The organism is Glutamicibacter sp. 363 (assembly GCF_052379505.1).
Taxonomy (GTDB): domain Bacteria; phylum Actinomycetota; class Actinomycetes; order Actinomycetales; family Micrococcaceae; genus Glutamicibacter.
Genome location: NZ_JBQSYR010000029.1, coordinates 26,390 through 48,282, shown reverse-complemented (window position 1 = coordinate 48,282; position 21,893 = coordinate 26,390). Strand labels below are relative to the sequence as shown.

16 protein-coding genes are annotated in these 21,893 nt (G+C 65.2%); 13 read left to right on the top strand and 3 right to left on the bottom strand.

What is annotated here, in order from left to right; genetic code table 11:
* Positions 1 to 419 precede the first annotated feature (419 nt).
* A complete protein-coding gene (locus ACT3UA_RS15850) occupies positions 420 to 1,562 on the bottom strand; it encodes a glutamate--cysteine ligase (protein WP_096283017.1) in 1,143 nt (380 codons plus the stop codon).
* A 157-nt stretch (positions 1,563 to 1,719) separates the two neighbouring features.
* The gene (locus tag ACT3UA_RS15845) at positions 1,720 to 2,961 is read right to left on the bottom strand and encodes a class I SAM-dependent methyltransferase (protein WP_096283018.1); all 1,242 of its coding nucleotides are present in this window, start codon (positions 2,959 to 2,961) and stop codon (positions 1,720 to 1,722) included.
* 590 nt (positions 2,962 to 3,551) lie between these two features.
* On the opposite strand from ACT3UA_RS15845, the gene ACT3UA_RS15840 reads away from it, so the two are divergent.
* The 4 genes from ACT3UA_RS15840 to ACT3UA_RS15825 all read left to right on the top strand — a co-directional run bounded on the left by ACT3UA_RS15840 (position 3,552) and on the right by ACT3UA_RS15825 (position 8,358).
* Positions 3,552 to 5,000: an amino acid permease gene (locus ACT3UA_RS15840; RefSeq protein WP_217990324.1), complete on the top strand. Its 1,449-nt coding sequence runs from the start codon at positions 3,552 to 3,554 to the stop codon at positions 4,998 to 5,000.
* 192 nt (positions 5,001 to 5,192) lie between these two features.
* On the top strand, positions 5,193 to 5,489 hold the full coding sequence (gene groES / locus ACT3UA_RS15835) for a co-chaperone GroES (protein ID WP_096283020.1): 297 nt from the start codon (positions 5,193 to 5,195) through the stop codon (positions 5,487 to 5,489).
* A gap of 98 nt (positions 5,490 to 5,587) precedes the next feature.
* A complete protein-coding gene (groL, locus tag ACT3UA_RS15830) occupies positions 5,588 to 7,186 on the top strand; it encodes a chaperonin GroEL (protein WP_096283021.1) in 1,599 nt (532 codons plus the stop codon).
* 176 nt (positions 7,187 to 7,362) lie between these two features.
* Positions 7,363 to 8,358: an NADP-dependent oxidoreductase gene (locus tag ACT3UA_RS15825; RefSeq protein ID WP_096283022.1), complete on the top strand. Its 996-nt coding sequence runs from the start codon at positions 7,363 to 7,365 to the stop codon at positions 8,356 to 8,358.
* A 41-nt stretch (positions 8,359 to 8,399) separates the two neighbouring features.
* Here ACT3UA_RS15825 and ACT3UA_RS15820 read toward each other — a convergent pair whose 3' ends face one another.
* Entirely contained in the window at positions 8,400 to 9,002 is a 603-nt protein-coding gene (locus tag ACT3UA_RS15820) for a TetR/AcrR family transcriptional regulator (protein ID WP_096283023.1), read from the bottom strand.
* Positions 9,003 to 9,322: 320 nt separating this feature from the next.
* On the opposite strand from ACT3UA_RS15820, the gene ACT3UA_RS15815 reads away from it, so the two are divergent.
* From ACT3UA_RS15815 to guaA, 9 genes are all read left to right on the top strand, one after another.
* The gene (locus ACT3UA_RS15815; RefSeq protein WP_141393427.1) at positions 9,323 to 11,422 is read left to right on the top strand and encodes an acyltransferase family protein; all 2,100 of its coding nucleotides are present in this window, start codon (positions 9,323 to 9,325) and stop codon (positions 11,420 to 11,422) included.
* A 113-nt stretch (positions 11,423 to 11,535) separates the two neighbouring features.
* Positions 11,536 to 13,041 (top strand): IMP dehydrogenase, encoded by a 1,506-nt coding sequence (gene guaB, locus ACT3UA_RS15810; RefSeq protein ID WP_096283025.1) that lies wholly within the window; start codon positions 11,536 to 11,538, stop codon positions 13,039 to 13,041.
* Positions 13,042 to 13,204: 163 nt separating this feature from the next.
* Positions 13,205 to 14,023: a class I SAM-dependent methyltransferase gene (locus ACT3UA_RS15805; RefSeq protein ID WP_096283026.1), complete on the top strand. Its 819-nt coding sequence runs from the start codon at positions 13,205 to 13,207 to the stop codon at positions 14,021 to 14,023.
* Positions 14,024 to 14,109: 86 nt separating this feature from the next.
* Entirely contained in the window at positions 14,110 to 15,816 is a 1,707-nt protein-coding gene (locus ACT3UA_RS15800; protein WP_096283027.1) for an HNH endonuclease signature motif containing protein, read from the top strand.
* 192 nt (positions 15,817 to 16,008) lie between these two features.
* Positions 16,009 to 17,337 (top strand): DUF4872 domain-containing protein, encoded by a 1,329-nt coding sequence (locus ACT3UA_RS15795; RefSeq protein WP_096283028.1) that lies wholly within the window; start codon positions 16,009 to 16,011, stop codon positions 17,335 to 17,337.
* Between the two features lie 122 nt (positions 17,338 to 17,459).
* On the top strand, positions 17,460 to 18,611 hold the full coding sequence (locus tag ACT3UA_RS15790) for a GuaB3 family IMP dehydrogenase-related protein (protein ID WP_096283029.1): 1,152 nt from the start codon (positions 17,460 to 17,462) through the stop codon (positions 18,609 to 18,611).
* Between the two features lie 177 nt (positions 18,612 to 18,788).
* Positions 18,789 to 19,577 (top strand): SURF1 family protein, encoded by a 789-nt coding sequence (locus tag ACT3UA_RS15785; protein ID WP_096283030.1) that lies wholly within the window; start codon positions 18,789 to 18,791, stop codon positions 19,575 to 19,577.
* 36 nt (positions 19,578 to 19,613) lie between these two features.
* Positions 19,614 to 20,078 carry a DUF3817 domain-containing protein gene (locus ACT3UA_RS15780; RefSeq protein WP_096283031.1) on the top strand — a complete coding sequence of 155 codons (465 nt, stop codon included), beginning with the start codon at positions 19,614 to 19,616 and terminating at the stop codon, positions 20,076 to 20,078.
* Positions 20,079 to 20,224: 146 nt separating this feature from the next.
* Positions 20,225 to 21,811, top strand: coding sequence for a glutamine-hydrolyzing GMP synthase (guaA, locus tag ACT3UA_RS15775; protein ID WP_096283032.1), 1,587 nt, complete (start codon positions 20,225 to 20,227; stop codon positions 21,809 to 21,811).
* Positions 21,812 to 21,893 lie beyond the last annotated feature (82 nt).

Below are 21,893 nucleotides of genomic sequence, written 5' to 3'. Positions count from 1 at the left end.
ATCTGGACGACACCGCATCTGAAGTTGTATAGCCTAGAAATAATGTGAAAGTGACTGATCTCTACATTGATGAGGCTTACTTTTAGATTCGATTCTGGACACGCGCCCATTCCGTAAGCCGAACCTTTGAGGAATGAGCAACAGCCAACGAGCATGTCGCTCCAATAAGAGGATGTCAACGCAATCAGTTTCTCGCATCTAGATTTCGATGTAGTTCTTCCAGTCTCTTCGGTTTCGTATCTTTGAGCAGTGACCACTAAAGCGAGTTACGAGGACACTCTGCGTCGGCTTCCGCTACTGCATATAGCAACGTGATCTAGTCCTCTCTCGAAGACCGCGACTGTTGACAGGCGGGAACTACTTTTCCGGAAACTGGGGGATGGGGGCTGAGGATCCGAATGGTTCACACGAAATCTGAGCTACACAGCTTTCATGCGGGCGACGTTCTCCTGCACCACTGCCTTGAAATCGCCACCGGATGCCGCAAAGGTGTTGCGCTGCAATTGGTATTCAGCGCCGCGCTCGATGAGTCGAATGATTCCCTGAAGTTCATCGGAACAACCAAGCTGCTCAGCAACCGGCGCCAGACGCTTCACTTCGGCGCGCAGGTGGTCGGTCACCAGCATCTCGTCGCCCTGGGCGTTGAGGATGATGATGGCGTCCAAGCCGTAGCGGGCGGCACGCCATTTGTTCTCCACCCGGAACCAGGCCGGCATGACAGGGACCTTGTATCCGGCTTCGATTGCCAGCGACATATCGTGCACCAGGCACTGGGTCAGCGCGGTAATTGCGGTAATGTCGTCCAAGGAGCTCAGTCCGTCGCAGATGCGCATTTCCACGGTGCCAAAGCGCGGCACCGGGCGGACATCCCACCGGATTTCCGAAACGTCATCGATCACGCCGGTATGAAGCATGTCCGCCACGTGGGATTCGTATTCGGACCAGGAATTGAAGTGGAAGGGGATTCCGGCGGCAGGCAGCTGCTGGAACATCAGCGAACGCTGCGAAGCGTAACCGGTGTCCTCGCCTCCCCAGTAGGGGCTTGAGGCGCTGAGGGCTTGGAAATGCGGCTGGTAGTTGATCAGTCCGTCGGTGATCGGCAGCGCCTTGTCGCGGCTGTCCAGCCCAACGTGCACGTGTACCCCGTAGATCACCATCTGGCGTCCCCACCACTGGGTGCGGTCAATCAGCTTGGCGTAGCGATCCTTATCGGTGACCGGCTGTGAGATCGGCGCGGCGAAGGGGTGGGAACCGGCGGAATACAGGTCCACCCCGTGCTTCGCAGCCACCTCATTGAGCATGCGCACATTGGTGCGTAGCTCTTCGGCCGCTTCTGCGACGGTGTTGTGCACCCCGGTGACCACCTCAACGGTGTTCATCAGCAGTTCGGGCTTCACCGTGGGATGCTCATCCTCGTGGCCCAGTCCGGTATCCTCCTTGAGCTGATCAAGGATTTTTTCGGCCACCGAGCACAAGTCCGCGCTTTCGCGATTGACCAAGGCGATTTCCCATTCAACACCAATGGTGGACTGGGATGAGTTGGCGAACTCGATTTTCTGCACGGCGCTCCTCTTGCTGACGTCTCGGACGGAAGGCTCCGGAGCCGAATAAAACTAGACGGTTAAACCATCGAATTATTCGAAGGCCTTCCATGCTTATTGTAGTTTTTGCGCCACCCCGGCCAAGACATTCATCCGGTGGGACGTGCATCACTATAGATTAGTGCGGTTCTACCTCGACGGCCACACGATTCTGGCCGATGCGGGCAAGAATGAGCGTTGCATGCTTCTTCGCCGACTTCGGGGCACCGGCCAGCAGGATGCGGCGCAGCTCCTCGGGGAGCACGTCCACTCCGCGTTTTTTGATATCCAAGCTGCCAATGCCGTTGGCCTTCACCCAGGACTTCAGCTTCTTCACGTTGTAGTCGTGGACCTCCAGCACCTTGAACCCGCGGGCGAATGGGGTCTGCAGCTGCTCGGCATGCGTGAAGTACGCGATGTGCTCGTCCAGCAGGTGTCCGCCGGTGGAGTCGAGCAGTGTGGAAATCAGGTGCGAACGAATCACCGCACCGTCGGGTTCGTAGAGGTGCGCCTCGAGTTCGCCCACCGGAGCCAGCGGATCCTGCTCCACGGTGAGCTCGCTGGTCAGCTCATGAGCGCCGGTCTTGTCGATGACCAGTGCCGCGCGGGACACCTCCGGGCGTTTCAGCTTGCCGAACCACAACCCGGCTTCGATCACCGAACCATGATCGGAAATCCACACAGCTTCGGCGCCGGCCGGAATCGCTTCGTGCGGCAGGCCCGGGCCGAGCTTCACTCCGACGTCCAGTCCGGAGTCCACGAGCTTCTCCACTAAGGACAGGGGAGGGGAGAAGGCCTCCGGGTCGAAGAGTCGGCGGGTGCTGCCGGTGGCGTCGGTGCGTCGGGCCGGGTCCAGCCATACGCCATCGATGCCGGTGAGGTCCGCGGTTTCGGCGCTGCCGTGCACTACGCGGGCATTTTCGAAGGGCATCAAGTTCAAGGTGGTAGCCGCGGCGGTGGTTTCATCCTGTTCCACGGCAGTGACCTGCAGTCCGGCGCTGGCCAAGGCGATCGAGTCGGCACCGATGCCGCAGCCCAGGTCGGCTACGTGGGTGCTGCCAGCTTGGACGAAGCGGCGGGCGTGCAGCCCGGCGATGGTCAGGCGGGTGGCCTGCTCAAGCCCGGCGGGGGTGAAGATGAGGGTATCGGCAAAGGGGCCGAACTTGACCCGACCGCGGAAGCGCAGCTCGGCTTGGGATATCACCGCACGCACCACCTGGGCGTCATGACCTTCCTTGCGCAGTTTTTCGTTCAAGGACCACGCGGCATCCTTGGTTGCCGCCATGGACGGATCGACGGTCGCCAAAAGAGCCCACCCCTCGGGGGAGAGGAGAGCCGCGAACTGGTCATTGAGTGTTGAATCATTTGAAGCCTGGGCCATGGAACAAGCCTATCGTCATCCGGCACCCTTCCCGGCGTTCGGGATTACGAGGCTTCGGGGGACCTACTACTGACTCAATGTGACAAATGCGCGTCATATTGAAAGGGTTTGTTCCGAGCTATCAAGCCCTATGAAATGTCGCGGTAGGCGCTTCAGTCCAAGGATTTTGCGGGCACGTCCGTGAAAAAGCCGGCGCAGGTGGCTGATAACTAGAGTAAGTATTACTAACTCTTGTATAGGTCAAGGCCAAGCAAAGCATGCTTCTTGAATGGGGCACCTTTCATCTCGTCCATCATGCCAACAGCCATGCTTTAGTCTTCTCCAGCCCGCGAGGCGAAGCGGCGTGGGCCTGCAGCCGCGAAGGCGGCGCCATGGTGAGCGGGGGAGGCGCTCGCTAGTCCCGCCCCTGCTGTGGCGCACGTCGCATCAACCCCGCCTTCTCGTGTTGTATGTCACCTGTGAACAAACTTAGGCAAAGCACGAGTCAACCCGCAGTGGTGCAGCGTGGCACCGCGGCGGAGAATCCAGCAACGGGAACAGATCCGGCCGAGCACCAGCTCAAGCGCGGGCTGAGCGGCCGCCACCTGCAGATGATCGCTATTGGCGGCTCCATTGGCACCGGGCTTTTCGTGGCCTCCGGAGGCACCATCGCCCAAGCGGGCCCGGGCGGCGCACTGCTGGCCTACGCCGCGGTAGGCCTCATGGTCTACCTGCTGATGCAGTCGCTGGGGGAGATGACCGCCAAGATCCCGGTGGCCGGATCCTTCCAGACCTTCGCGACCCGCTTCGTCTCGCCCTCCTTCGGCTTTGCCATCGGCTGGAACTACTGGTTCAACTGGGCCATCACCGTCGCGGCCGAATTGGTGGCCGCCGGCATCGTCATGAGCTTCTGGCTCCCCGATGTACCGGGCTGGATCTGGGCCGGGGCCTTCCTGGTGGCACTCACCGCGCTGAACGCCTTGTCTTCCAAGGCCTTCGGCGAAGGCGAATTCTGGCTGGCCATGATCAAGGTGGTCACCGTCGTCGCCTTCCTGGCCGCCGGCATCCTGATGATCTTCGGGGTGCTAGGCGCGCAAACCGATCCGCTGGCCAATTGGCGCGAAGGCAAGGACGTCTTCCACGGCGGCTGGCTGTCCATCGTCTCGGTCTTCATGATTGCAGGGTTCTCCTTCCAGGGCACCGAGCTGGTGGGCGTCGCCGCCGGCGAGGCCAAGGATCCGCGCCGCGAAGTGCCCAAGGCCATCCGCCGGGTGTTCTGGCGCATCATGCTCTTCTATATCGGTGCCATCTTCGTCATTGGCTGCCTGATCCCCTTCGCCGATCCCAGCCTGCTGGCCAGCGGCGAAGCCGATGTGGCTTCCTCGCCGTTCACCCTGGTCTTCGAACGCGCCGGTATCGCCTTTGCCGCCGCCGCCATGAACGCGGTCATCCTCACCGCCATCCTCTCCGCGGGAAACTCGGGGCTCTACGCCTCGACCCGCATGCTCTACTCCATGGCCCACGACGGCAAGGCGCCCAAGGTCTTCGGACGCACCAACTCCCGCGGGGTGCCGATCATGGCCTTGCTGGCCACCTCGGCGGTGGGCCTCTTCGGGTTCCTGACCGCGCTGGTGGGCCAGGGCGCCGCGTACACCTGGTTGCTGAACGTCTCCGGGCTATGCGGGTTCATCGTCTGGGTGGGAATCGCGATCTCGCATTACCGCTTCCGCCGGGGTTATCTGGCGCAGGGTTATAGCGTGAGGGACCTGCCCTATCTCGCGCCGCTGTTCCCGCTGGGACCCATCGTGGCCTTCGTGATGCTCATTGCGGTGATTGTCGGGCAGAACTACCAGGCGGTGATGGCCGGGCATGGGCTGGAAGTGCTTTCGGCCTATATCGGCCTGCCGCTGTTCCTGGGGCTGTGGCTGGTGCACCGGATGGTCACCAAGTCCAAGGTGGTCAAGCTTTCCGAGATGGATCTCTCCGCCCCGGAGGACATCGAGGAGTCGGCCGCAGTGCGCTCTGGGCGAACCAGTGTGACGAACACGGTCAATCGTTAGCACTCACCTTGACCGAGTGCTAATCCACGGCCTAAAGTCATCTGTGGGTGTCAACTTGAAAGAGACGTTTGTCCCTTTTGAAATGACACACCGCCTGACTGGATCACACCAACTGGCACCGCGACGACGGTTGGTCCAATGCCATAGGGCGAAACCCTACATTCATTGGTTCATACACGAAAAGGAGAGACCATGTCTGTCTCCATCAAGCCACTCGAAGACCGCATCGTCATCAAGCAGGTCGAGGCCGTAACCACCACCGCTTCCGGTCTGGTCATCCCTGACTCCGCCAAGGAAAAGCCACAGGAAGGCACCGTTGTTGCAGTAGGCCTCGGCCGCGTTGACGACAACGGCAACCGCATTCCGCTGGACGTTGCCGAAGGCGACGTGGTGCTGTACTCGAAGTACGGCGGAACCGAGGTCAAGGTCGGCAACGAAGAGTACCTGGTGCTCTCGGCTCGCGACGTCCTGGCTGTCGTCGTAAAGTAACGCCAACCTCGTAGTTCTCCGGTCCCAACCCCTTGGCGTGTTTACGCATGCGGGGTTCGGGGCCGAACTGCGACCGATGCTATTTCAGGAGTTAATGCATGGCTAAGCAGCTAGCATTCAACGAGGAAGCGCGACGCGCCCTCGAAGCGGGCATCGATAAGCTCGCAAACACGGTGAAGGTCACCCTCGGCCCACGCGGCCGCAATGTGGTGCTCGCCAAGAGCTGGGGCGCCCCGACCATCACCAACGACGGTGTCACCATTGCGCGTGAGATCGATCTGGAAGACCCATATGAGAACCTTGGCGCGCAGCTGGCCAAGGAAGTCGCCACCAAGACCAACGATGTGGCCGGCGACGGCACCACCACCGCGACCGTGCTGGCACAGGCACTGGTCAAGGAAGGTCTGAAGAACGTAGCGGCCGGCGCCGCACCGGGCGATATCCGCAAGGGCATCGAACTGGCGGTGGAGATTGTCGCCGAACGCCTGAAGGCCAACGCCGTGGCGGTCGAAGACAAGGTCGCCAACGTGGCAGCCATCTCGGCACAGGATGAGGAAATCGGCGCACTGCTCGCCGAGGCCTTCAAGACCGTGGGCACCGACGGTGTGATCACCATCGAAGAGTCCTCGACCACCGCCACCGAACTGGTCCTCACCGAGGGCATGCAGTTCGACAAGGGCTACCTGTCCCCGCAGTTCATCACCGACCAGGAACGCCAGGAAGTTGTCCTGGAAGACGCCGTCGTGCTGATCAACCCGGGCAAGATCTCCACCGTGGCAGAATTCCTGCCGCTGCTGGAAAAGGTGCTGGAGACCAAGAAGCCACTGCTGATCATCGCCGAGGACGTCGAGGGCGAAGCCCTGTCCACGCTGGTGGTCAACAAGCTGCGCGGCCTGCTGAACGTGGTAGCCGTCAAGGCTCCGGGCTTCGGCGACCGCCGCAAGGCCATGATGCAGGATCTGGCGATCCTCACCGGCGCCCAGGTGGTCTCGGCCGAACTCGGCCTGCAGCTGGACCAGGTCGGCACCGAGGTTCTCGGTTCCGCCCGCCGCGTGACCATCACCAAGGATTCGACCACCATCGTTGATGGCGCCGGAACCGAGGAAGATGTCGCCGAGCGCGTAGCCCAGCTGCGCGCAGAGCACGCCCGCACTGACTCCGAATGGGACCGCGAAAAGCTGGCCGAACGCCTGGCCAAGCTCTCCGGCGGCATCGGTGTCATCAAGGTCGGCGCCTCCACCGAGGTCGAGCTCAAGGAACGCAAGCACCGCATCGAGGACGCCGTGTCCTCCACCCGCGCGGCGCTCGAAGAGGGCATCGTCGCCGGTGGCGGTACCGCACTGGTTGACGCGCTCTCGGCCCTGGACGAAGACGCCCGCGTCGCCTCGGCGACCGGCGATCTGGCAGCCGGCGTGGGCATTGTGCGCCGCGCCCTGGTTCAGCCGCTGTTCTGGATCGCTACCAACGCCGGATTCGACGGCGCGGTAGTAGCCTCCAAGGTGGCCGAAACCGGCCCGAACGAGGGCTTCAACGCCAAGACCGGCGTCTACGAGAACCTGCTCAACGCAGGGGTCATCGACCCGGTCAAGGTCACCCGTTCGGCGCTGCTCAACGCGGCCTCGATCGCTGCCCTGGTGCTGACCACCGAAACCTTGGTTGCCGAGAAGGCTCCCGAGGAAGAGGCTCACGCCCACTAGCAGTACCAATAAGCCGCCGCTTCCCCCTAAAGACGTCAGTCTTGCGGGGGAGGCGGCGGCTTTTTGCCGTCTTCAGGTGACAAGCGTCAACATTGACAGTAATAATGAGCGCGCTCATAATTGATTTGAATCAGTTAATCGGCTATGGCCAACCGTCTTGCACCAGGAGAGCACGCATGCGCGCATTCATTATCGAGAAATACAAGGGCACCCTGCGGGAAGCCGAGGTCCCGGAACCCGGGGTGGGGGAGCATGATGTGCTCATCGACATCGCGGCGGCCGGCGCAAACCAGCTGGATGAGAAGATCCGCACCGGTCAGCTCAAGGCGTTCCTGCCCTACAAGCTGCCGCTGGTCCTCGGCCACGATGTGGCCGGCACCGTCATCGGCGTCGGGGCGGGCGTCCAAGGCTTTGCCCGCGGAGACCGGGTCTATGCTCGGCCGCGCGATCACCGGATCGGTGGCTTTGCCCAACGCATCGCCGTGGACGAGGCAGATGTTGCGCTGGCGCCGAAGTCGATCGATGAGGCGCAGGCCGCATCGCTTCCCCTGGTGGCCCTCACCGCCTGGCAGGCGCTGGTCGAGCGGGGGAACCTGCAGCCGGGGCACAAGGTCCTCATCCATGCCGGCGCCGGCGGCGTGGGCACCATCGCCATCCAGCTGGCAAAGCACCTCGGCGCCCACGTGGTCACCACTGCCTCCGCGAAGAACGCCGAGTTCCTGCGTGCCCTCGGCGCGGACCAGGTGATCGATTACCGGACCGAAGACTTCGCAGCGGAGCTGTCGAATTTCGACCTGGTGCTGGACAGCCTGGGTGGTGAGAACCTCTCCAGGTCGTTGACGATTCTTCGCGCCGGCGGCAAGGCCATTGGAATTACCGGTCCGCCCACCCCGGAATTTGCCGCCGAGAGCGGCTTGAGCCCGGTCGTGGGGCTGGTGACCCGTGCGCTCAGCTCAAAAATCCGCCGGCAAGCCAAGAGGCTGGGCGTGAAATACGAGTTCCTCTTCATGGAGCCCAGCGGAAGCCAACTGCGCCGCATCACCGAGCTGGTGGACTCCGGTGCCATCAAGCCGGTAGTCGGCAAGACCTTTGGCTTTGCTCAAGTCCCCGAAGCCCTTAGTGCCATGGTCGAAGGCGGCCTGCGGGGAAAAGTGGTCATCACCGTGCCCTAGCGGAACGCACCCATGCTCCCGTTCCGCCTGTGCTCCGCCGGCTAGCCCGGAAGGATGGCGTCGATCTGGGCGCGCAGGCCCTCGGCTAGCTGCGCGCTGGAGATCTCCGGGTCGATAGCCGAAGCCATGGCCACGAACTGGACCGAGGAGATGACTCGCGCCAGCGTTGCCGCTTTCCCAGCGTCCAGGCTCCGATGCGCGACCAGGATGTCGGCGATGGCCTGCTCGGTGCGCCCCACGATGGTCAACGCTTCGCCATGATGCGGTTCGGTTGGATCGCCGAAGAGCATTTCGCGCAGGTAGGTGCGCCCATTCTCGATCTGCACCCGGTTGCACTCGATCACCGGCAGCAGCAGCGCCATGATCGCGTCGAGCGCATTCGAGGCCGCGGCGGCCGCAGTGTTGCCCTGCTCCAGGGAGTTTGCGTAGCGGTGGTTCTGCACGAGCAATAGCAGCTCGCCCTTCGTCCTGGCATAGAGGAAGAGGGTGCCGGTGCCGATGTCCGCCGCGTCGGCGATCTGCTGGGTGGTGACCTCATCAACACCGCGGGCGGCAAATAGCTCGCTGGCCGCGGCGATGATCCGTTCAAGCTTTGCCTGCTTGTTGCGTTCACGCCGCCCTGGCGGCGGGGGAGTCGGTGGCATCGGGCAATCTCCTGGAGCAAAGGTGAATAGAATCAATCATGAGTCTAGTCAATATCGTGCGAGCGCGGTTTCGGCCGCTCAGCGCTTCACCGCCGCGGGGCGAGGCGCGCCCACTGTGACAGAAACAGTTCGCCCCGGCCCGAGGGGTAAATTCCGCACGTCATCCCGGTTTGCCCGATAGTCTTATCCGGCTCTGGTGCGCTCGCACAGCTCGCGTTATGCGCAAAAGGAGCTGCCCTTGGTAGAATCTTTGGTTGTCCGGTGCCGATCACTGCCATCTTGGACAATTGCCCACCAATCGACGAGGAAAGCGGCACCGCGTGTCATCAGCGATCCCCAGCCCACGGAGCACCGTGCCGCGCACGGAATTCCGTGCCGATCTGCAGGGCCTGCGCGCGCTCGCCGTGCTGCTGGTGATGTGCTATCACATCTGGTTCCAACGGGTCTCCGGCGGCGTGGACATCTTCCTGATGCTCTCGGCCTTCTTCCTCACCGGCTCGCTGGCGCGCAAGCTCCAGGGAGGGGACAAGCCCTCGGTGCTCGGCCACTGGCTGCACCGCTTCTCCCGGCTGCTGCCGCAGGCGGCGCTGATCATCATCGCCACCGTGCTCACCGCCTGGCTGGTGCTTCCCGGAACCCGCTGGCTGGCGCTCATCCAGGAAGCCTTCTCCTCCCTGTTCTTCATCCAGAACTGGACGCTGGCCACCGCCGAGGTGGACTACTACGCCTTCAACACCTCCGCCGCCTCCCCGCTGCAGCACTTCTGGTCCCTTTCGGTCCAAGGCCAGATCTTCCTGCTCTGGCCGCTGCTGCTCATCGGCGCCGCGTTCATCTGGCGGCGCTGCTTCTCCCGGCACAGCTTCGCGAAGATCGCGGCCATCATGTTCGCCGCCATCTTCGCCGGCTCGCTGGGCTACTCCATCTACCTCACCGCGGCCGATCAGCAGCTGGCCTACTTCCACACCGGCACCCGGCTCTGGGAGTTCGCGCTCGGCTCGCTGCTGGCCCTGGGCCTGCCAGCCCTCTCCCGGCTGCCCGAGGCGCTGCGCCGGATCGGCGGCTGGGCCGGACTGGTGATCATCATCGGCTGCGGCGCGCTGCTCGACGTGCAGGGCCAATTTCCCGGCTTCCTCGCGCTGGTGCCCACCCTGGGTGCCGCCCTGCTGGTCATCGCCCCGGGTACCGCACGTCGGATCAACCCCGCCGGCTGGCTGGGCAACGCGGCGCTGGTGAAGCTCGGCGAACTGTCCTACGGCATGTACCTGTGGCACTGGCCGCTGCTGGTCTTCTACCTGCACCTGGCCCCGGTGGACCATGCCTCGCCGCTGGCCGGGGCGCTGCTGATTCTCGGCTCCATCGCGCTGTCGGCGGCGAGCACCCGCTGGGTGGAGAAACCGCTGCTGGCCGTGCAGCGCGCCGGCGCCCTGCCGGTGCTGCGCTTCCTGGGCCAGCCAAAGCTGGTCAGCCAGGCGCTGGTGATCGTGGTGGCCCTCTCGGTGGCCTCCGTGCCGATCGCCGCCTGGGAATCAAATGTCGAAAAGCGCCGCGCGCAGGCCGCCGCGCAGGCCCCGGAGGAGAACCCCGGGGCGATGGCCACCGACACCTGGGACCCGTCCCCGGCCGCGCTCACCCTGCCGCTGCGCACCGAACTGGACACCGAATGGCAGACCCCGGGTGAGAACTGCAGCGGTGCACACACCCCCGAGGATCCTGCGATCCTGTTCTGCAACCAGGGTGGGGATCCGGCGGCCAAGCCCGATCTGGTGCTGCTCGGCGACTCCCATGTGCAGCACTGGTCCGAGGCCGCCGCGCGCACCGTCGAAGAGGCCGGCGGCAGCTGGGTGATGATCTACCAGCCGGGCTGCCGCTACGGCTCCACCGATAACCTGGATGACCCCGAATGCGCCGCCTTCCTGCCCGCGGCCCGTGACTACGTGGAGGCGCTGGCCCCGGAAATGGTGCTCACCGTGGCCACGCGCACCGCAACCTGGACCGACGACGCCGGGCGCAGCGCCGGAGCCCAAGAGATCATGGCCGATGACTACGCCGGCGCCATCGAGCCCTTCGTGCAGGCCGGCAGCCAGGTGATCGCGATGCGCGACACCCCGCGCTATGAATATTCCATCCCCGAATGCGTGGACCGCAACCGGGCCGCGCCCGAGGCCTGCGACGCCCCGGCCACCGACAAGCTGGCTGAGGTGAACCCGGTGGACCGGTTCCTTCAGACCCACGATTACGGCTCCCGGGTGGTCTCGCTGGATCTGACCGAGCTGCTCTGCCCGGCGGGCACCTGCAAGGCGGTGATCGGCAACGTGCTGGTGTACCTGGACGATTCGCATTTGTCCAAGACTTTTGTGACCAGCGCCGCCGATCGCTTCGCCGCCTCCTTCACGCGGGCCACTGGCTGGAACAAGGAATAAAAAACCGGCCCTGTGACGTTAGCTTAGACACAGATCTCCGACGGGAATCGTCAGCACCCCAAAAGGGATCTACCATTTAAGCAACCTCCGCTTTCGCTCCGAAAGGTTCTTACGTGACTGAGTTCAACCCCTTTGCCTTTGAAGGACTCACCTACGACGACGTCTTGTTGTTGCCTGGCCCCACGGATGTGATCCCCTCCGACGCGGACACCACCACCCGCTTCACCAAGCGCATCAACATCCAGACCCCGATCAGCTCGGCGGCGATGGACACCGTAACCGAGGCTTCCATGGCAATCGCGTTGGCTCGCCAGGGCGGCATCGGCGTGATCCACCGCAACCTGTCCATCGAGAACCAGGCCAAGCAGGTGGACCAGGTCAAGCGCAGCGAGTCGGGCATGATCACCGACCCGGTCACCGTGCACCCCGGCGCCACTCTGGCCGAATGGGACGACCTCTGCGCCCAGTACCGCGTCTCGGGCCTTCCGGTCATCGATGAGAACCGCAAGCTGCTGGGCATCATCACCAACCGTGACACCCGCTTCGTGCCGCGCGAGAACTACATGACCACCAAGGTCTACGAGGTGATGACCGGCATGCCGCTGGTCACCGCCAAGGAGGGCGTCGCCCGGGATACCGTGATCGAGCTGCTCTCCAAGAACCGCATCGAGAAGCTTCCGCTGGTCGACGACTCCGGTGTGCTCACCGGGCTGATCACGGTCAAGGACTTCGACAAGGCCGAGCAGTACCCGCTGGCCACCAAGGACGAGGACGGCCGGCTGCGCGTCGCCGCCGCCGTGGGCTTCTTCGGCGAAGGCTACGAGCGGGCGATGACGCTGATCGAGGCCGGCGTGGACGCGCTGGTGGTTGACACCGCCAACGGACACTCCCAGGGCGTGCTGGACATGATCGCCCGGCTGAAGAAGGATCCGGCCGCCGCGCATGTGGACGTCATCGGCGGCCAGGCCGCCACCCGCGAGGGCGCCCAGGCGCTGATCGACGCGGGCGCCGACGCCATCAAGGTGGGCGTGGGCCCGGGCTCGATCTGCACCACCCGCATCGTCGCCGGCGTGGGCGTGCCCCAGGTCACCGCCATCTACGAGGCCGCCAAGGCCGCCATCCCGGCCGGCGTGCCGCTGATCGCCGACGGCGGCCTGCAGCACTCCGGCGACATCGGCAAGGCGCTGGTCGCCGGCGCCGACTCGGTGATGCTCGGCTCGCTGCTGGCCGGCACCGCCGAATCCCCGGGCGACCTGGTCTTCATGGGCGGCAAGCAGTTCAAGGCCTACCGCGGCATGGGTTCGATGGGCGCGATGGAAACCCGCGGCAAGAACACCTCCTACTCCAAGGACCGCTACTTCCAGGCCGACGCACCCTCCAACGAGAAGCTGATCCCCGAGGGCATCGAGGGCCAGGTTCCATACCGCGGCCCGCTCTCCGCGGTGGTCCACCAGCTCGCCGGCGGCCTGCGCCAGACGATGTTCTACGTGGGAGGGCGCACCATCCCCGAGCTGAAGGCCCGCGGCAAGTTCGTGCGCATCACCTCGGCCGGGCTGAAGGAATCGCACCCGCACGACATCATGATGACCGTCGAGGCGCCGAACTACCGTTCACGCTAAAGCAGCCAGGCCCAGCGCCCCGGACCTTCCCCAGCGGAAGGACCGGGGCGCTTTGCCATGTTCACGGGGGCGCCGCAGGGTTTAAACTAAAGAGCACAGGAGAGTCGCACCCCGCGCGAGCTCGGGGACCTGCACGTCTCTCGCGGCTGCCAAGGAGCAAGTGATGAACAGCATCGAGCCATCCTTCGACCGGTACACCAGCGGCACCCTGCGCGATCGGGTCTTCGCCGCGCTGCGCAGCGCGGGAGTGGATCCGCAGGCCTTCAAGCCGGCTCAGTTGCGCGAGGCGGACCATTTCCACACCGGCGGGTTGCAGGCGACCAGCTTCGTGGCGAATTCCCTCGGACTCGGCGCGGGAACCCGGGTGCTCGACGTGGGCGCCGGCCTGGGCGGGCCGGCGCGCTGCTTCGCCATGCGCGGCGCCCTGGTCACCGGGGTGGACATCACCGCCGAATTTGTGGACCTCGCCCGGGAGCTGGACGCGAACTGCGCGCTGGATCGATCTATCACCATGCTGCGGCGCCCGGGGCACGACACCGGGTTGGCCGACGCCAGCTTCGACGCGGCGGTGCTGATGCACGTGGGCATGAACCTGGCCGACAAGCCTTCGGTCTTCGCGGAGGTCTGGCGGCTGCTGCGCCCCGGGGCGGTCTTCGGCATCTACGACCTGATGGGCACCAACAACCTGCCCTACCCGATGCCGTGGGCCGAGCGGGCCGAGGCCTCCTTCGTGGAATCCGCCGCGGACTACGCCGGCGCGCTGAAGGACGCCGGGTTTGCGATCACCGGGCAGGTCGAGCGCACCGTGGAGGTGCTCGAGGTCCTGGAGCAGATGCGCGGGGCGCTGGCGGCGGGAACCGACCCGCTGGCCACCCCGCTGGTCCTGCGCGAGGACGGCCCACTGGCCGTGGCGAACCTGAGCGCGGCGATCACCTCCCGGCAGCTGGTCCCGCTGCTGATGCTCGCAAGCAAGCCGGCATAGCGCCCGGTTTTTCCCGCGCGGAAGCTTATCCACAGTCCGCGCTCCGCAAGCCCACCCCCTGTTTGTTCGCGGGCATACTCGAACCCATGAACACCACCGCCCTCGGGGACACCCTCAGCCAGCTGGACCGGAAGCTCACCGAGCTCACCGGCCCGGGCTTGTCCCCGAGCCTGGCGGGCACCGACCTGCGGGCCCTATTCACCGGCACGACGCAGCTGCTCGCCACCCTGCGCGAACACCTGGCCGGCACCGAGGACCCGCGCCTGGCCCTGGAACTGGCCACCGCCGGACAAGCACTGGCCGATGAAGCCGCCCGGATGCGCGTGGCCGCCGCGGACCGCATCGCGGCCACCAACGCCCACACCCTCCACACGGACGAACTCGACGCGCTGCGCACCGCCGGAGCCGACACCACCCGGGAAGCGCGCCGCTGCGCCGGGCGGGCCAGCTTCCTGGACCCCGCCGCCCTCTTAGCGTCCTGGCTCCACCTGCCCTATGCCGAAGCGGCCGGCCTCGTCCAGGACGCGAGCGACCTCATTGGCCGCCGGGACCCGGCAGGAAACCTGCTCCCGCCGCGCTTCACCCATCTCTCGGAGCTGTTCACCGCCCCGGACCCCGCCCGCACCCCGGTGCTGCACCCGGCCCTCGTGCAGGAGACCAGCCGCAAGCTGGCCAAACGCGAACCGAAAGACCTGACCTTCGAAGGCACCGGCACCGAGCCGACACTCCTGCACACGGACGGGCGGGCGGTGGAAGAACACGCCGCCGAGGTGCTGCGCGGGGCGCAGAGCGTGAAAGAAGCCGAGAAGCACGTGACGCAGCTGATCAACAACGCCGCCACCACGCCGGGCACCGCCACAAAGGCCTCGCTTCGGCGCGGGTTGCATGCGTTGCCGGTGCGCAATGCGCTCAGCCGGGAGTTCCTTTTGCGGGTGAGCACGCTGGAGGGCGAGGTGCTCGATTCGTTGATCGCGCAGGCCAATAATCCGCGCACCCGGGTGGGGCAGGCGGTGCGCACGAACCCCGGGGACCCTGCACCGTCCCACGACGAAGCAGAAGCATCCGGCGCCACCGAGTCGACCGGCAGCGCACAGAACGGCACCGACGAGGCTGAAGACGCTGCGTCTGACGTTCCCGCACCGGAATCCACCACCGAATCAAGCACCTCCGGTTCTGGTCTCCCGGATTTCCTTCCCGAAGGCGTGGGCAACGAAGCACGCTGGGACCCCGAAGAGACCGAAACCATCGCGACCGTACCCGAACGGGCATTGAACGCACTGCTGGACATCCTCACCACCACTGGTGGAGGCGGGCGGCGGATCCGGCCGGAGGTGATCGTGCATCTGAAGCTCGAAAACCTCCAAGACCTGGCTGCCGGGGATGCGCGCACCGCGCACGGGGTGCATCTGCCGCCCGGCGAGCTGAGACGGCTCTTGTGCCAGGCCGAGATCATTCCGGCGGTGTTCAACTCGAAGAGCGAACTGCTCGATTATGGCCGGGCCCAACGCATCGTGCCGGAGAAGCTCAAGCGGGCGGTGCTGGCCCGCGATGGCGGGTGCATTGTGCCCGGCTGCACCGAGCCGCCGGAGAAGGTGGAGTTCCACCATATTGATCCGTGGTGGCTGGGCGGGCAGACGAAGCTGGGCAATCTGGGGGCTTTGTGCCGTGGTGCGCATATGGATGCCGATGCGGGGCGGATCCAGGTGGTGCTGGTGGATGGGTTGCCGCATGTGATTTTGCCGAAGCATGTTGATCCGGAGCAGCAGCCGCGGCGTAATACGTATTGGGACTAGCCACCGGTTAGCGGGAGAACTCCGTCCACCGCGCGGGGCACGCCACCGCAGGGAGCCAAGGGGGAACGCCAAGGCCTGCGCGTCCAGTGGATGAAAGCGGCAGCCGTGCCCACGTAGAATGAAGGCACGGCGGCACCCACCGGTGCGCGGGAGCTACCCGCCTGCGCGTATCCGTGAACGAAGGACATTATCTTGGCACAACCCGCGAATCTGAAGAAGCTCGCCCGCGAACGCATGGAACGTACCGGGGAGAGCTATACGACCGCGCGCAAGAACATCCTGACAGACAAACCCGAAGGCCCCAAGGCCGTGCGCGCCGCGGCCGCCCGGAACTACGCCAAGGAAGCACGGGATGCCAGGGCGGCAGAGAAAACCGGCAAGAAGCCCAAGCCGGCCCCTGCGCCAGCCCCGTCACCGTCACCGGCGGAGGAGCTTCCCGAATACCCGGCTCCGACCGACGTTGTGCAGTACGACGCGGGCCTCTGGCATCGGGTGCTCACCCAGGCCGGAGTGACCAATCCCGCCACCGGCGAACCGATGAGCGAGGCCCTGCTGGCCGGTCTGGCCGGAGGCATCGGCTTCATGGTCTTCACCTTCGAGTACGAAGAGGTGACCACCGCAACCATCGTCACCCGCGCACACCCCGAGCCGTACACGCAGAACCTGCTCACCCGCAGCGGGGCGAAGGTCAACGAACGCACCACCGGTTCGGCGCAGCGCGCCGCCGAATACCTGGACCACGCGCTGGACGCCGGACGTGCGGTAGTCGTGCGCGTGGCAGTCGGTGCCCTGCCCTGGATCGAATCCAGCGAGGTCGATGAGGCCGAAACCATCGACCTGGCCATCGTCGGCGAACACGAGGATGACCTGCTCGTCGACGACGGATCGGGCTCGCTGATGCCGATCAGCCCGAGCGATCTGGCCGCCGCCCGCGCCAAGCGCAAGAAGGAAAAGCATTGGCAGGCGTGGATTCCTTCGCGCCGTTCGCCCAAGCTTGAAACGCTCACCGCGAATGTGCTCGAGGCGATCACCGAAACCAACGGCCGGCTGCTGGGCACCGCCGAGCTGAAGGGGATCCCGGTGCATTTCGCCAACCGCTTCGGCATCGCCGGCATGCACACCTGGGCCGAACGGCTGCGCGACACCAGCACCAAGAAGGGCTGGACGCAGATCTTCGCCGATCCGCAGCGCTTGAGCGCGGGGCTGGCCCAGCTGCACGGCTTCATGACCGACACCCGCTTCGGCGGCTTCGGCGGCCTGCGCGGGCTCTACGCGGACTTCCTCGACGAATGCGCGGAACTACCCGGCTTGGAACCGCTGGCAGAACACGCCGCGGATTACGCGCAGCTCAGCGCCGACTGGATCGACCTGAGCGAAATGATCGATCCGGACGTGGATCCCGAAGTCCGCAGCGAGCTCTTCGAGCGCATGGCCGATCAGATGGAGCGCATCGCGCAGGCCGAGGAACGCGCCGCCACCGCCCTGGCGGGCACTCTGGCCACGCTGAATCCGGCCGGCTAAGGCGGATCGCGGTGAGCTTGCTCACCGATTTTTCCCGGAATCACGCCCCGTACCTGTATTGGTGCGGGGCGTGCCGCGTGAGATAAAGCGGGAATCTGCGCGGAACTTGGTAACCTTGTCTGGTGAGTAACGAGATTGAGATCGGCCGTGGCAAGCGGGCCACGAAGGCATATTCCCTGGACGACGTAGCGATCGTACCGAATCGCCGCACCCGTGATCCCAAGGACGTTTCGGTGTCCTGGCAGATCGACGCCTTCCAGTTCGACACCCCCATCCTGGGCGCACCGATGGATTCGGTGACCTCCCCGGCCACCGCCATCGCGTTGGGCAAGCTCGGCGGTCTGGGCGTGCTGAACCTCGAAGGGTTGTGGACGCGGTACGAACACCCCGAATCGGTGCTCGCCGAAATCGCGGGACTGAAGTCCGAGGCATCGGTCCGCAACGATTCGAAGATCACCGCGAAGCTCCAGGAGCTCTACGCGGCACCGATCCAGCCCGAGCTGATCAGCTCGCGCATCTCCGAGATCCGCGAGGCCGGCGTGGTCGTGGCGGGCTCGCTGACCCCGCAGCGCACCCAAGAGCACTACAAGACCGTGCTCGATGCCGGCGTGGACATCTTCGTCATCCGCGGCACCACGGTCTCTGCCGAGCACGTCTCGCAGACCACCGAACCCCTGAACCTCAAGCAGTTCATCTACGAGCTCGACGTCCCGGTCATCGTCGGCGGCGCGGCTGGCTACACCCCGGCCATGCACCTGATGCGTACCGGCGCGGCCGGCGTGCTGGTCGGCTTCGGCGGCGGCGCCTCCTCGACCACCCGGCGCACCTTGGGCATCCACGCCCCGATGGCCACCGCCATCGCCGATGTGGCAGCGGCCCGCCGCGACTACATCGAAGAGACCGGCGGACGCTACGTGCACGTGATCGCCGACGGCGGCCTGGGCAACTCCGGTGACATCGTCAAGGCGGTCGCCATGGGCGCCGACGCGGTGATGCTCGGTACCGCCCTGGCGCGTGCCGAAGAAGCTCCCGGGGCAGGATTCCACTGGGGCATGGAGGCCGTGCACGAGGCCAGCCCGCGTGGCGACCGCGCGCAGATCGGCACCGTCGGCAGCCTGGAGAACGTGCTCTTCGGCCCGTCCCACGAGACCAACGGCACCTCCAACCTGGTCGGTGCGCTGCGCCGCTCGATGGCCACCACCGGCTACTCGACGCTCAAGGAATTCCAGCGCGTCGACGTGGTCCTCTCGCCGTATGAGTCCGACCGCTTCTAAATCACTTCACCGCAGTCCCGTCACGCCGATCCCCGGTGCGGCGGGACTGCGGCGTTTAACGCGCCTTCAACGAACGGGGATGCCGGATGGTTCCCAAAGTGCGCAAGCTATCGGGTTAGGCCAATCTCACCCCGTGCCCAGTGGAACTTCTACAAGCAATCGAAGTACCGTTGGAGTGTGCTGAAAACCGCTCTCAAACCCAAATGGATCGCCGCATTGCTCGGTGCGCTGCTCGTGGCCACCGGATTTGTGGCCCTCTCGGGCTGGCAATTCGGGGCCTCCTCCACCGAACCGGCCGTCAAAATCGACGAAACCGAGGTCCCGGTCCCGCTGACCGAGCACTACACCCCGGGTGTGGAGATGCTAGGCACCAAATCGGATCAGATCGTCACCCTCTCCGGCGAATTCCTGCCCGGCACCGACGTGCTGGTCGAGGGCCGCGTGGACGATGACCGCCTTGGCAGCTGGGTGGTAGCGGCCTTCGCCGTAGACGGCGCACCGGACGGCGAGGCGATGGCCGTGGTCCGCGGCTGGCAGCCGGAAACCGGCACCCCGTCCGCGGCCCCCGAGGGCACGGTGGAGATCACCGGGCGCCTGCTGCCGCCCGAAGGCCCGGAGCTGAACCACGATGTGCGCAACCCGGCGCTGGCCACCCTGTCCACCGCGCAGCTGGCCAACATCTGGGACCAGGACCTGTACTCCGGGTTCGTCACCGCACATGCACTGAGCGTCGACGGCCAGCCGGCCGCCCAGCCGGGCATCGACGCGATCTACGTCGGTCCGCAGCCCCAGGAGCCGCAGATCAACTGGCTGAACGTCTTCTACGGCATCGAATGGGTCGTCTTCGCCGGCTTCGCCTTCTTCCTCTGGTACCGGCTGGTGCGCGATGACTACCAGCGCGGCATGGACGATATCGCCGAAGCCGCCGCGCAGAGTGCCGCCCGCGAGAAGCACCTAGAGAACTAGCCCCCACCTCCCACCTTCGGAAAGGACTCCTTGCAGATGTCCAGCACCACTCCCGCCGCCCGCCCCCGCAAATTCGGTGGCACCCCGGCCCAGATCCGCTCGGCCGCCATCTTCTACAAGGTGTTCGCCTACGCCACCGGCGTGATGCTGCTGCTGCTGGTGGCGGAAATGATCTTCAAGTACTTCTGGCAGCTGGAGCTGTTTGTCGGCGGCGAATTGCTGGGCGGCACCGCCAACACCATTTCGATGCTCAACCGCGCCGAAATCAGCGGGGGAGTGAACATCTCGCTGGGCATCCTGATCGTGCACGGCTGGATGTACGTGGTCTACCTGTTCGCCGACTTCCGCCTCTGGTCGCTGATGCGCTGGCCATTTAGCCGCTTCATCACCATCGCCCTGGGCGGGGTGATCCCGTTGCTCTCCTTCTTCACCGAACGCACGGTGCACGCCGAGGTGGACGCCGAGCTGGCTGCCCACCCCAAGGCCGCCAAACGCTACTAGGCCCCGCAGCATCCCCGCCACGCATCATCGTGGCGGGGATTTTTGCTTTCCGCGCCCGATGCATCCGCACCACCTCATGCTCCGGGTGACGCTGATGACACGTCATGCGCTATTTCGCGCCCGGTGAACCGCGTAGACTAGAGCTTGTGACTACTGCTCCCCTCACCCCAGAACATAAGCCGGTTCTGGTCGTCGACTACGGGGCCCAATACGCGCAGCTCATCGCTCGCCGCGTACGTGAGGCCCGTGTGTACTCGGAGATCGTTCCGCACACCCTGTCCACCGAAGCCATCCTGGCCAAGAACCCTGCAGCGATCATCCTCTCCGGTGGTCCCTCCAGCGTTTACGCCGAGGGTGCGCCGAGTGTTGGTGCAGACCTCTTCGAAGCCGGTATCCCGGTCCTCGGCATTTGCTATGGCTTCCAGGCCATGGCAAACGCTCTGGGCGGCACCGTCGCGGAGACCGGCCTGCGCGAATACGGTTCGACCCAAACGACTTTCAACGGCGATGCCCGTTCGCTGCTCGCCGGTGCCGAAAAGGCACCGAACGTGTGGATGAGCCACGGCGACTCCGTCTCCGAGGCACCTGCAGGCTTCGAGGTGCTCGCCACCACGGCAGGGGCCCCGGTCGCCGCCTTCGCCAACGAGGCCAAGCGCCTCTACGGCGTGCAGTGGCACCCAGAGGTCAAGCACTGCGAGTTCGGCCAGGACATCCTGGAGAACTTCCTCTACAACGGTGCGGGCCTGAAGGCCGACTGGACCGCCGGCAATATTGCCGAGGAGCAGATCGAGCACATCCGCACCCAGGTCGGCGACGGTAAGGCCATCTGCGGCCTGTCCGGCGGCGTTGACTCGGCCGTGGCCGCAGCCCTCGTGCAGCGCGCCATCGGCGAGAACCTCACCTGCGTTTTCGTCAACCACGGTCTGCTGCGCGAAGGCGAAGCCGAACAGGTGGAGAAGGACTTCGTCGCCGCCACCGGCGCGAAGCTCTACATCGCCGACGAACGCGAACGCTTCTTGACCGCGCTGGACGGGGTCACCGACCCGGAGACCAAGCGCAAGATCATCGGCCGCGAATTCATCCGTGCCTTCGAGGCCGCGGAGATCGCGATCCTGAAGCAGGAAGCGGGCAAGGGCGAACCGGTCAAGTTCCTCGTCCAGGGCACGCTGTACCCGGACGTCGTCGAATCCGGCGGCGGCGAAGGTGCCTCCAACATCAAGAGCCACCACAACGTCGGCGGCCTGCCCGAGGACCTGGACTTCGAGCTTGTCGAGCCGCTGCGCACCCTGTTCAAGGACGAGGTCCGCGCCGTGGGCCGCGAGCTCGGCCTGCCCGAGGAAATCGTGGGACGCCAGCCGTTCCCCGGCCCGGGACTGGGCATCCGCATTATCGGTTCGGTCAACGAGGAACGCCTGACGCTATTGCGCAAGGCCGACGCCATCGCCCGCGCCGAGCTGACCGCAGCCGGCCTGGACGAGGAAGTCTGGCAGATGCCGGTCGTCCTGCTAGCCGACGTGCGCTCGGTGGGTGTCCAGGGCGATCACCGCACCTACGGCCACCCGATCGTGCTGCGCCCGGTCTCCTCCGAGGATGCGATGACCGCAGACTGGTCGCGCCTGCCGTACGACCTGCTCTCGAAGATCTCGAACCGCATCACCAACGAGGTGGACGGGGTCAACCGCGTGGTACTGGATGTTACCTCCAAGCCACCGGGAACCATCGAGTGGGAGTAATCCCACAGCACTAGCTGGCACGGGTCCGCCCGTGGCCGCCAAGCGGAACCGCCTCACCTGCAGCGCCCCTCTAGGGGACCTT

Excerpts from the sequence above, each read along its gene's own strand:
- ACT3UA_RS15825 (WP_096283022.1), top strand. The coding sequence starts at position 7,363 with ATGCGCGCATTCATTATCGAGAAATACAAGGGCACCCTGCGGGAAGCC.
- ACT3UA_RS15800 (WP_096283027.1), top strand. The coding sequence starts at position 14,110 with ATGAACACCACCGCCCTCGGGGACACCCTCAGCCAGCTGGACCGGAAG.
- ACT3UA_RS15780 (WP_096283031.1), top strand. The coding sequence starts at position 19,614 with ATGTCCAGCACCACTCCCGCCGCCCGCCCCCGCAAATTCGGTGGCACC.
- ACT3UA_RS15805 (WP_096283026.1), top strand. The coding sequence starts at position 13,205 with ATGAACAGCATCGAGCCATCCTTCGACCGGTACACCAGCGGCACCCTG.
- groL (WP_096283021.1), top strand. The coding sequence starts at position 5,588 with ATGGCTAAGCAGCTAGCATTCAACGAGGAAGCGCGACGCGCCCTCGAA.
- groES (WP_096283020.1), top strand. The coding sequence starts at position 5,193 with ATGTCTGTCTCCATCAAGCCACTCGAAGACCGCATCGTCATCAAGCAG.
- ACT3UA_RS15845 (WP_096283018.1), bottom strand. The coding sequence starts at position 2,961 with ATGGCCCAGGCTTCAAATGATTCAACACTCAATGACCAGTTCGCGGCT.
- ACT3UA_RS15840 (WP_217990324.1), top strand. The coding sequence starts at position 3,552 with ATGATCGCTATTGGCGGCTCCATTGGCACCGGGCTTTTCGTGGCCTCC.
- ACT3UA_RS15820 (WP_096283023.1), bottom strand. The coding sequence starts at position 9,002 with ATGCCACCGACTCCCCCGCCGCCAGGGCGGCGTGAACGCAACAAGCAG.